Source organism: Longimycelium tulufanense (assembly GCF_014645795.1).
GTDB lineage: Bacteria > Actinomycetota > Actinomycetes > Mycobacteriales > Pseudonocardiaceae > Longimycelium > Longimycelium tulufanense.
In genome coordinates this window covers 1-10,805 of the sequence record NZ_BMMK01000067.1, presented here as the reverse complement: position 1 = coordinate 10,805, position 10,805 = coordinate 1, and the positions used below count along the sequence as shown (strand labels likewise).

Annotated in this window: 10 protein-coding genes and 1 pseudogene; 4 read left to right on the top strand and 7 right to left on the bottom strand. The window is 66.0% G+C overall.

Annotated features, from left to right (window positions below):
• The first annotated feature begins 1,288 nt into the window (after window positions 1-1,288).
• Window positions 1,289-1,783 carry a hypothetical protein gene (locus tag IEY55_RS30875; protein ID WP_189062125.1) on the top strand — a complete coding sequence of 165 codons (495 nt, stop codon included), beginning with the start codon at window positions 1,289-1,291 and terminating at the stop codon, window positions 1,781-1,783.
• Window positions 1,784-2,038: 255 nt separating this feature from the next.
• Here IEY55_RS30875 and IEY55_RS30870 read toward each other — a convergent pair whose 3' ends face one another.
• Complete coding sequence (locus IEY55_RS30870) at window positions 2,039-2,455, bottom strand: hypothetical protein (protein ID WP_189062124.1); 417 nt, start codon at window positions 2,453-2,455, stop codon at window positions 2,039-2,041.
• 788 nt (window positions 2,456-3,243) lie between these two features.
• Entirely contained in the window at window positions 3,244-3,591 is a 348-nt protein-coding gene (locus IEY55_RS30865) for a hypothetical protein (protein ID WP_189062123.1), read from the bottom strand.
• Window positions 3,592-3,868: 277 nt separating this feature from the next.
• Between IEY55_RS30865 and IEY55_RS30860 the strand changes: the two are divergent.
• Window positions 3,869-4,210 (top strand): annotated as a pseudogene (locus IEY55_RS30860) (histone-like nucleoid-structuring protein Lsr2); the annotation flags it as partial.
• Window positions 4,211-4,421: 211 nt separating this feature from the next.
• Here IEY55_RS30860 and IEY55_RS30855 read toward each other — a convergent pair.
• The 4 genes from IEY55_RS30855 to IEY55_RS30840 all read right to left on the bottom strand — a co-directional run bounded on the left by IEY55_RS30855 (window position 4,422) and on the right by IEY55_RS30840 (window position 6,525).
• The gene (locus IEY55_RS30855) at window positions 4,422-5,324 is read right to left on the bottom strand and encodes a transcriptional regulator (RefSeq protein ID WP_229686928.1); all 903 of its coding nucleotides are present in this window, start codon (window positions 5,322-5,324) and stop codon (window positions 4,422-4,424) included.
• A gap of 332 nt (window positions 5,325-5,656) precedes the next feature.
• Complete coding sequence (locus IEY55_RS30850) at window positions 5,657-5,878, bottom strand: DUF3558 domain-containing protein (protein WP_229686927.1); 222 nt, start codon at window positions 5,876-5,878, stop codon at window positions 5,657-5,659.
• A gap of 13 nt (window positions 5,879-5,891) precedes the next feature.
• On the bottom strand, window positions 5,892-6,167 hold the full coding sequence (locus IEY55_RS33175) for a DUF3558 family protein (RefSeq protein WP_373290091.1): 276 nt from the start codon (window positions 6,165-6,167) through the stop codon (window positions 5,892-5,894).
• Window positions 6,168-6,228: 61 nt separating this feature from the next.
• On the bottom strand, window positions 6,229-6,525 hold the full coding sequence (locus tag IEY55_RS30840; RefSeq protein ID WP_189062119.1) for a hypothetical protein: 297 nt from the start codon (window positions 6,523-6,525) through the stop codon (window positions 6,229-6,231).
• Window positions 6,526-6,609: 84 nt separating this feature from the next.
• Between IEY55_RS30840 and IEY55_RS30835 the strand changes: the two genes are divergently transcribed.
• Both IEY55_RS30835 and IEY55_RS30830 read left to right on the top strand, forming a co-directional pair.
• Complete coding sequence (locus tag IEY55_RS30835; RefSeq protein ID WP_189062118.1) at window positions 6,610-7,047, top strand: hypothetical protein; 438 nt, start codon at window positions 6,610-6,612, stop codon at window positions 7,045-7,047.
• Window positions 7,048-7,062: 15 nt separating this feature from the next.
• Window positions 7,063-7,458: a hypothetical protein gene (locus tag IEY55_RS30830; RefSeq protein ID WP_189062117.1), complete on the top strand. Its 396-nt coding sequence runs from the start codon at window positions 7,063-7,065 to the stop codon at window positions 7,456-7,458.
• 283 nt (window positions 7,459-7,741) lie between these two features.
• On the opposite strand, the gene IEY55_RS30825 is transcribed toward IEY55_RS30830, so the two are convergent.
• A complete protein-coding gene (locus tag IEY55_RS30825) occupies window positions 7,742-10,774 on the bottom strand; it encodes a WD40 repeat domain-containing protein (protein ID WP_373290090.1) in 3,033 nt (1,010 codons plus the stop codon).
• Window positions 10,775-10,805: the final 31 nt, after the last annotated feature.

Below are 10,805 nucleotides of genomic sequence, written 5' to 3'. Positions count from 1 at the left end.
ACACCGACACGACCCACACCAAGATCATCCCAACGCCGGCGCCAACCATGCACGAGGTCGTTAGCCGAGCGTGCTAGACCTGTCCGATATCTGTCATGTACCCCAAGTTTCCTCACAGAGGCGGAACTGTTTCCCCCAGTATGGGGCTGCGGCCTGCGCCGCACTGGTGACGGGACACGCGCAAAAGCGTGTTCCCCAACCCTGCCACAGGATCTACTGCGAAGAGTTCTGGCGGGTTTTCCACTGGTCTGTAGAGGTGACCCCGGTTGCCCCCGGGTCAACCGCGTCGACACGATGGCGGACTTCCAGTCTCTTATCTACTCCCCATACCAGAGGAGATCAACCTGCAAAAATAGAGAACGTCATGCTTGCCGCCGCGCTGCTGGGGTCAGGGTCGTGCGGGCGTGAGGGTGCCCGGGTGGTGTCGTTGCGGGACTTGATGGAGGCTCGCGCCGACGCCGGACGAGATGGACTGGCTGCTGGTCGGGCGCCCGGAGTCAGCAGGAGCGGCACTTTTGTGGCGTTGGCGGTGTTGAGGAGGATTCGTGTGGGGGTTGTTGCGGCACAGCAGGTGGACGCGTTCGCCGCCCTTTGCAGATGACTTCATTTATTTCGATTGTTGTAGATGGCACGAACTTTACTCGAACAGAAAGGGTGGACTTATGCTAATGGGAGGGGTCAAGATCGCCGTGGTTATGGCGATCACGGCGGGTCTCACCGTTTTCGGTGCTACGACGAGCTCCGCTGAACATTCGCAACGGACGAAATCGGAAGTGCAGATCAGTGAAGTCCGCGGCGGGCCGAATGTCGCTGGATGTAAGTACAGATTTATGACGTGGTGGGGTTTACGGGGGTGCAGCGCCTGTCCAGTCAAGAAGTGTGTCCGTGTTAAGCAGTGGCGTCAAGGGCACAAAGAGGTGTTCGCCATTGGTAGCAATCACAAGGTATACCGGGCTCGGGAAGGAGCTCGGCGCTGGACGAGCATGGGGGGATGGGCAAAGCGGTATATCGTGGCCTACTACTGGCGGAACTACCCGACGGTGGAGGTTATCGGCAAGGACAACCGCCGTTGGTGTAGCTCATGGACCGGAAGTAGGTGGCAAAGGTGGCATTTGTGCGCAGGAGCGTAGCCTGACGCGGGGCATACGCTTCTAGTCGACTGATGCTCCATCGGCGTTCGTAGTCTTAGCTGTTGACTGTTTGAAAGAGGCGGGACCTGCGGCGGCGCTGCGGGTCCCGCTCAACACGCCGGGAGCCGCGTATAACAGTCTGCGCCCATTCGCATCAGATGCAATGCTCCCTGCGCGGTGTTCCCGGGCAGGAACCCAGCGAACCGCGGCTGCTGGCGTTCTTCGGCTGCCTGTACTTCGCTGGCCCGCGGCCCGAGGAAGCCGTTCACCTCACCGAAGCCCACCTGGTCCTGGCCTGGGAGAAGTGGAACCCGGACGTGCCGTGGTGGCTGGCACCCGAGGACGCGTGGGGCGAGATCCACGCTGAGGGCAGCTCCCCCAGCCCCGAATCAGCGTGGAGCTACACCGGCCGCAGGCGTGACGACCGGCCGCTGAAAGGCCGCGAGATCGGTGACATCTGCCCGGTGCCCTGTCCGCCGGAGCAGAGCTACCTGTTCTGTGAACACATCATCCGCTTCGGCGCCGGCCCCGATGGACGGCTCCTCCGCGGTATCCGGGGCGGCGAGCTCTCGGAGTCCACCTACTGTCACCTCTGGGACCGGGTACGGCGAGCGGTACTCACCACCCAGCGTCAAAGTACCGGAAGGGGCTGAAGAAGGGAGAAGACACCCGCCGAACACGAAGAGGTCAATCGGCGCGCGGCGGTGGTCAATCTGGTGAGTTGATCGAGATCTAGAATGAGGTGCCGGACCTGCTGGAACTGGGTATCTGTAGCCACCGATCAATGACGGGGTTGCGGGCGATGGGGCACGTGATCACTGTCGGCGGCCGAGGGGCGGTGCGCACGAAACCTCCCGGCACCGCCCCTCGGTCGGACCTTCGCCTGTCCAGAGTTCGGCCCCGGTTGCTTACTCGGGCCGGTCGGTCCGCCACTCCAGGTCGTCCGGGGCAGCGCCGTAGTCCGGTGGGGGTGGCGAAGGCTGGCGGTCCCAGAACCATTCGACGTCGCCTGTCGGTCCGCGTCGCACACCGACCGCGGTGGTGCGGTTCTGCCCGTCGACACCAGCGGTCAGGGCTTCTTCCAGATGGGTCTCGGTCAGTGACAGTGCGCTCAGGCCCCCGGTGGCGCCCGGGGTGCGGTCCAGGATCTCCAGGTACTCGTTGAGGAGTGGCTGGGGCAGGCGCACGCGGGGCCGTAGCGGCATCGGGGTTCCCCGGTAGGCGGTGACGACGTAGACGTCGGGATGTTCTTCGTCGACGGTGAACCCTCGTGCTCTGAGGTAACGCACCAGCGCTACCTCAGAGCCGGTCTGGTCAGTGCCCATTTCGCGACAATAGCAGAGACAATGCGGTGAATACTAGCACTGGTGACCGCGCGGGTAGGCGGTGATAATCCTGTTGCTCTTACCGCTCTGATGTGCGGAAAGCTGAATCACGATCTGTGTCCGCACCAGCTGGCCCGTGCGTCGATTGTAGAGGTAAATGAGTCGAGATCGGCAGTTTTTACCGGCTCCGGCGTCTCCCCATGCATCGGGGTCTTTCGCGATGGCATCCATGGCAAGATCGGCGACATCTCGCCAGTTCTGGTAGGTTCCGGCCGCCATCCTTTCGAAATCGCCTCTGTGTCGCCACAGAATGTGCCGGTATCCCCAGGTCGGGGTGCTGCTGTACTTCGGCCCTCCGCAGTACAACACCCACAGCCGCCGAGCAGTGCCGGAGAACGTCCGCACGTGCTTGTACTCATCCGAACCCGTCCCGCACGCACCCTACGGCGGGGCAGACACGACCACACCCGTATTCGTGTTTACACCTGGAGGGTCGGCCGACCAGTACAAATCATTCTCGGCCGCGGCAGCCTGCGGCACCGCACCATAAAGCGCACTGGCTAACGCCAGTGCAACACTGAGAAACAAACCTCGCAGTCGCACAGTCATCCCTCTCCCCATGAACAGCCGACCCCCTCTTTTCGTCGGCCGTGGAGGATCATGCAGGGCGGACATCCCGGCCGGTACCACCGCATGGATTCGCCTACTCGGCGCACTCGGGATACTCCGACACATGCCCCGTCGTTTAGGGATATCCGCTCCCACCGGGCCACGGGCTGCGAATCATCTCAGCGCACTGGGAATTCGTGCGGTGCGACACGGGTGGCATGGAAGGTGGCCACCAACGCGGCGCGGATACCGGGGTCGAATGGTCGAAGCGGGGCGCCCTCGGCCACCAGGTCGACCACAACCGCCAGCGCTTCGCCGTGGTGATCCCACAACCCCGGCGGCGCGTCGTGGGCCGCCAGGCACTTCCGCGCCGTGTGGAGGAACGTAATCAACGCCGTGCCGTCCCCGGATAGCACCGCACGCGCCAACTCCACCAGCCCGGCACGTTCCCGGGGCCGCCCGTGCGCGCTCGCGAACTGGAGGACGACGGCCAGGTAGCGGCCGAGCACCACGCCGGGGCGAACCATGGCCGGGACTGTAACCACACGCGGCGACAATTGCCGGAACGTTTCACCGGTTCGGCGTCCTCACAGCACCGCTAGCCGACTCCTGCCCATCCCCGGCTGGGAAACTCCGGTAGGCCGGCGCGCTAATCTTGGTTGTCGTGGCGCGTCCTCCCCGCGCGCGTCACGAGTACCCGCCCCGGTGTCGCCTCCCTCCTCACTCACGACAGACCGGGGTCGGCCACCTGCTGGGGACGGGGGCTCCTTTTTCGTTGAGACAACACAGAACGGTAGAATACGCATGGCGCAGAGAGTCACCATCCAGCTCGTTGACGACCTGGACGGCGGGCCCGCCACCCAAATGGTCACGTTCGCACTGGACGGCGTGACCTACGAGATCGACCTGTCCGAGTCCAACGCCGGCAGACTGCGCGGCGCCTTCGCCGCATTCATTGCTGCCGCACGACGGGCCGGGGGCACATCCACCCAGGGGGCGGGCCACCGCCGGCCCTCCAGGGCCACCACGGCAGCACGCCGGGAAGAACTTCAGGCGATCCGCGAATGGGCACGGGCCAACGGGCACCCGGTGTCCGACCGCGGACGCATCCCCGCCGACATCGTGGACGCCTACCACAACCGCCACCACGTCACAGAGCAGCCCGCCGCCCAGGAAGACGCCCCAGCGGCCCCGGTTCCGACCGTTCCGACCGTGGCGTTCAGCTCGGAAGGCAACATCTCCGCACCCGTCCACGCCTGAACCCGATTGACGTACAGCGCCCCGGCAGCCTCACACACGGCTACCGGGGCCTGTGCTTACCGATGAACTTGGCGACGCGGTCGGGGCAATGGGGACGCTAGACGGATACACCCGCCTTCTTCGCCAGTTTCACAAGAAGTGGATTACTTCTCTTGTGAAGCGAGATGAGGACCCGCATCAACTCTTGACTCGTCGGGTGAACCTTGGCCATCTGCGGAGCGGCGTCCCATGCGTTCACCAGCGACTCCAGCGCACCGTCGCGGTCACGGAGCGCCAGCTTTGCTCTGGCCACGTTCATGTGCAGAGGGCCGATCCGTGTCGCCGGCAGCGTGAGGGTACGGCGGCTCAGGTCGTCCATCACCTTCAGTGCGTCCCTGTGCTGTTCCAGGTCGGCTGAGGTTGCTACGACGTGGATTGCGGTGTTCTCCGGTCCGAACTGGATTCCGTGGAGATCAACCTCGTAGGGAAACTCTTCGACCATGCGCCAGGCGGCGATCTTGTGACGTTCTGCTTCGGCTTTGTCTCCCATGCGCCCGGCAAGGGTCATGCCGCGAAGATGAAGCACGCCCAGGCTCAGCGACTTGTCTCGCCCCTGCGTGGAGGATTCAGCCTGGGTGATGGCCCGGTCCACGATGGCGAGGCCACCCGCGAAGTCCCCGGAGTTGAGGAAGGTTCCCGCGTGGTCTCGCGCGGCGACGGCGGCCGTGAGCGGGTCCGCGCGTTCGGCCGCGAGTCGCTGCTTGAGTACCGCCAGCTCGGCGAGACCCATCCACCGATGACGAGCGGCGAGCCAATAGACGGTGCTGTATGCCTCGGCGACCATGGCCCACGCACGGGGAGCGCCGAGAGCGTGCGCGTGGTTGGTGGCGTGGGAGAGCAGGCCGGGCAGCCTCTTCAACACACCCGACAGGTCAGCGTTGCCGCGAAGCTTGGCGACGTCAGTCAGGGGAGCCAGAGCACGGGCACTGGAGGCCCAATAGATCCCGTCATCGGCCGTCACGGTGTACAGCGGGCAGGCCGCCCCGAGATCCGTCCAACGCATCGGCGAACGCCGTAACTCCGGCTACTGGCTCGGCCAACCCGCCAACGAACTCCTCATGGACGCCATCCCGGAAGACTTCCCAGAACCCTCAAAGGTCCACCAACTCCTCAACGAGGGCACCTAGCCACCTGCTCACCGCCAAAATCTCACCAGCGAGCGAGAAACACTTTCCGGCGGATTCACAACCCCAACCGTCGGAAGAGAAAAGAGGCGCCGATACACCAACCCTCGTGATGATGGCACAGTGCGGCGGGGTCTCCCGAGCGGGAGCGCCCCGCCGCGCGGCACCATCACGGAGGCTTGGGTTCGATCGTTTCGGCAACCTTCCTCGCGACGTCGCACGCCTTCGGGGTGGCGTTCGCCTCCACCCCCACACTCGCACTCGACGTGTCACCGATCGCGAGATCGACCTGACAGCGCCCATCCCGGTTGGTCTTCTCCGCCTGGCGCCCGTCGTGCTTGCCCACCCGCGCCTCCGTGATCTTCGCAGCTCCGGGCTTCAGTTCATGCATTCCGCGCTTGTGGTCAAGAACGATGTCGAGAAAGGAGCCACTCGTTCCCCGGCACGTTCCATTTGCAGCGCGGTGCGGTCGCAATCACCGTGTCTTCCGTCCCCCGCGGAGGCGGCCCCAGCGTGCTCGCCTCCGCCGCCGTGATCAGCTCACAGGGGTCGAGCTGCGTCAGGGAGTCAGCGGTCCCGCTTCCGGCCGCGCGGCTGGGGGAAGTCGTTTCCACGGTGGTGTTTCCCGTGGGGTCGGAGGCGCTGGGTGAGCCGCCCGTCTGGCACGCCGCCAGGGTCACCGCTACCGCGGCGACGAGCCCCCCAGGCCCAGCCACCGTGCTCACCAACTGCTGCCCACCGTCATCTCTGCCCCGCCCTGTTGACCGCGTTCACGCTACCCAACTCGGCGTTGTCGTAGTTGCTCACGCTCTTCTCCACGGCCTCGATCGCGTGTTCCAGCGCCTTGGCGAACTCGGCCAACACATACCCCGCCGAGCCCGGACCATCCCCGGCTACCTCGGCGTTCTTCTCACCGACGGCCTGAGCAATCGGGCTCGCTCCCAGCGTCCCCTCGCGGTGATGGCACGTCGCAGACCGTAGCGGCAGGCCGGGGTTGTGTACGGCTTGTTGTTCGCCGACCGGCCCTCGACCGTGCACAACGTTGACCAGCTACACCAACGATGTCGGGGGTCGACGCTGGCCCCCGCACGCAGCAGTGCACTCCGAGGAAGGAACACACTGATGACACTGCGTCGAGGCATTGCGCTGGCGGTCGGATTGGCGTCGCTGACCAGCGTGGCGGCCACGCCTGCGGCGGTTGCGCAGGAGCCGGCCGCACCCGTGCCGGGATGTGGGGGCAGTCATGGGGAGTCCGGTGAGATCGCGCTGGATCTCATCGTCCGGCCTGGTTGCGAGACGATCCTGCGGGCGATCTCCAGGATTAAGCCCCACGTGGGGACCGGGGACTCCACAGGCCACTTCCAGCTCGTCCGCTACGGCGGCATCGGGGAGATGCACGTCGCCGACAGCGTCGATCGGTACTGGAACCCCTACGAGTCGTGGCGGCACGAGCTCAACACCTACACGTTCGACGGTGAGAAGTGGTGTGTGAGGTTCTGGCGCAACAACCACAACGGGACATGGACCCGGATCGGCAAGGACGCCTGCGCCCACGTGTGAGAAGGGGATACGACAGTGTTCAGAAGATCCATCACCCTGCTGCTAGCTCTGGTGGCGGCCGTGACCTGGACGACAGTCGGGGTCGGGGCGGCGCAGGCGGCCCAGGCGCCCGCGCACCTGACCGCAACCTGCGGGCCGGTCCCGCCGCAGGAGATGTGCGTGTTGGAGACACCCCACTTCCCCGGTGGGACCATCGCGGTGGACGTCGACGTGATCGACCCCGGCAAGGGTGGGTTCGAGGCGAAGTGGTACCTCAGCGGGGCGAACGGGCAGTTCAAGCACTGCGTGGTGACGTTTAAGGTCGACGACCCCGCCCAGTCGTGGCTCTGTCATGGGCTCAACCCCGGCTGGACTCACCTGTACGTCTCGAAGAACCCGTGGATGACCGCGTCCATCGGGCTGCGCTGGTAGTAACGCTGAACCGTCGGAGGGCACACCCCCGGTCCCGGGGGTTTGCCCGTGTTTCCAGCTACCGCACAGTAAGATTGCCCAGCTGCTCGCTAACCCAGAGCTGGGCCGATCATCCTGGCCCCCAGCGGGTTTGTTGCTCCGCCATCCTCGGTGAAGGCGTGGAACTGCGGTGCGCCCGCGGTCGGTCCGGCGTCCAGCGGCTGACCGTTCCCGAGCCGCCGGGTCCTCCGGCGCCGGCGGGCACCGAGCCGATTATTTTACAGCCCCGAACGATCTCGGTCAGTCAATCACGGTGATTCTGTCGGCAGGGTGGTTGGTAGTGCAGGCCGGGGAAGTGGTGGTCCCACTCGGCCTGGGTGATGGGGCGGTCGATGACGTTACAGATTCGTGCGGTGGCTTGTTCGATGCTGGTGTCCCACAAACGGATCGTGTGGTCGGCCCCGGTGGTGGCGAGGGTGGTGTTGTCGGGGTGGAAGGCTGCGGCATGGATGGTGTCAGTGTGGCCGGTGAGGGTCGCGGTCTGTTCGGGATGCCGCGGGTTGGCGAGGTTCCAGAGGCGAGTGGTGTGGTCGTTGCCTGTGGTGGCCAGGACTGTTCCGGTGGAGTTGAACGCCGCGTTCTGGATTGTCGCCGTGTGGCCGGGGAGGCTGGCCAGGGACTTGGGTTTGCGCGGGTTCGCCAGGTCCCATAGTCGGACGGTGTGGTCGGGTGACATGGTCACCAGGACCCAGTCGTGTGGGCTGAAGCTGGTCGCCGTGCTGTGGCCGGGGAGCGTGGCGATCGGCTGCGGCTGTTCGGTGTTGGTGATGTCCCACAACTGTGTGGTGCGATCGGTTGAGCCGGCGGCGAGGAGCGCGCCGTCCGGGCTGAAGGCAACCGACATGAAGCCGGCGGACTCACTGGACAGTGTGGCCAGGGGGCGCGGCTGGCGTGGATCGGTGATCCGCCAGAGGCGGATGGTGCGGTCCGTGGAGCTGGACGCAAGGACCGTCCCATCGGGGCTGAACGCGACCGCCGTGACGCCTTCGGCGTGATCAGCGAGGGTAACGAGCGGTCGGGGCTGATGGAGGTCGGTGAGGTCCCACAGCCTGACGGTGTGATCCGCTGAGGCGGTGGCCAGGATGTCACCGCGAGGGTTGGAAGCCGTGGCGAACACCTCGTCGGTGTGGCCGGTGAGGACGGCGAGTTGCTGGGGTCGCTGGGGGTCGGTGAGATCCCAGAGTCGTGCCGTCCGATCCGCGGACGCGGTGGCCAGGGTGCGACGGTCGGGGCTGAACATGAGCGAGTAGACCGCGCTGGTGTGGCCGGTGAGGACACGGCCGGAGAGGTCGGTGAGCCGAACGGTGCCGTCATCGCTGGTGCTGGCTAGGGTGCGGGCGTCCGGGCTGAAGGCGACCGACCAGATCATGTCGGTGTGGCCGGCCAAGGAGGTCAGCTCTCGTGGTTGACGCGGGTTGCTGACATCCCACAAGCGCACCGTCCTGTCGGTGCTGCCGGTGGCCAGGACGTGCCGGTCTGGGTTGAAGGTGGCGGAGATGACGTCGTTGGTGTGGCCGGTGAGGACGGCGAGTTGCTGGGGCTGCTGGGGGTCGGTGAGATCCCAGAGTCGTGCCGTCCGATCCGCGGACGCGCTAGCGAGGGCGCGGCCATCGGGGCCGAAGGCAACCGACCAGATGACGTCGGTGTGGCCGGTGAGGGTGGTCAGGTGGTGGGGTTGGTGTGGGTTGCTGACGTCCCACAAGCGCACCGAGGTGTCCCCGGTGATGGTCGCCAGCGTTGCTCCGCTGGGGCTCCAGATCGCGCCGACAGGTTTGTTGATGTTCGAGGCCCAGCGATGGTCGACGCCGTCGTCGAGCGTTGCCAAAGGGTGTGGTTCGCGCGGGTCGCTCACATCCCACAGCCGGATGGTGCGGTCGGCCGAGCCGGTGACGAGGACGTTTCCGTCGGGGCTGAACGCCACCGAGTAGACGGCGTCGGTATGGCCGGCAACAACGCCGAGTTCATGGGGCTGGTGTGGCTCGGTGACATCCCACAGGCGCGCTGTGCTGTCCCAACTCGCGGTCGCCAGCAGCCGGCCGTCCGGGCTGAACACCGCGCCCTGGACCGGTGCCGTGTGCGAGGACAGGACGGCGACCTCACGCGGGTGATGCGGATCACCAACCTCCCACAAGCGCGCTGTCCCGTCCCGACTTGTCGTGGCCAAGAGTCGGCCGTCCGGGCGGAAGACCGCTCGGGTGGTGACGTCGGTGTGCGCCGTCAGTCGGGTCGCGTAGGGGGTGGCGAAGGCGTTCAGCACGCTGTCGCGGGTCTGCGAGGCGGGGACCAGGCGATAGGCGGCAAGACCGAGCTGAGCGGCCAACGCGGGATTGGTGGCGCGCAGGGCAGCGGCTTCGGCAACGGCTTTCTGGGACAGGGCGATGTTGCGTTCCTGGGCCGCGAGGCGCTGGGCGTGCACGGCGTAGCCCACAGCGGCGAAGGCCAGGAGTAACAACACGGTGAGCACCACCAGCAGTTGACGCAGCCGCCGGGCGCGTCGCTGCACCAGGGATCGCTCGGCGACCTCGGCGGCGATGCTGGCCTCCAGGAACCGCCGCTCCGGGGTGGACAGCGGCGGGTCACAACGCTGGGCCCAGTCCCGCGCCAGCGCCAGACGCGTCCCGCGGTAGAGCGCACCGGGATCGCGGTCCAGGGTTTCCCACGCCGTTGTGGCTTCGGTGAGCCGGTGATGGATCCGCAGGCCCTCACGGTCCTCGCTCAGCCAGCGGTGCAGCCGTGGCCAGGACCGGATGAGCGCCTCATGCGTGAGCTCGACGGTGTCGCAGTCCAGGGTGATCAGCCGCGCCACCGCCAACCGCTCGAGCACTGCATCCAGATGCGGATCGTCTGCGTCCAACTCGCCTCGGCCGATGCGGCGTTTGGTGTCCTCCGTGCCCTCGCCCAGGGCGGTGAGCCGTAGAATCAGAGCCTTGGCCGAGGCTTGCTGACCAACATCCAGGCTGGCATAGAGTGTCTCGGCCGTCTGGCCCAGTGCGCCGTCCATGCCCCCGGAAGCCTGGAACCCGGCAAGTGTGAGCGTGTTGCCGCGTCGTCGCCGCCAGGTTTCCAGCAGGGCATGCGACAGCAGAGGAAGGACACCAGCCCGCCCGTCAGCATTGGTGCACAACGTCGCCAGCAGCGCACTCTCCACGGTGTAGCCCGCGCGCACCGCGGGCTGGATGATCGCTTCACGGAGTTCGTCGCCGGTGAGCGGTCCCACCAGCACCTGCGACTCCTGCAACGCCTCCGCTAGACGAGTAAGTCCTAACTGGTCAGTGATCGAACGAGATCAGTGACCTGGTGACAGGCTG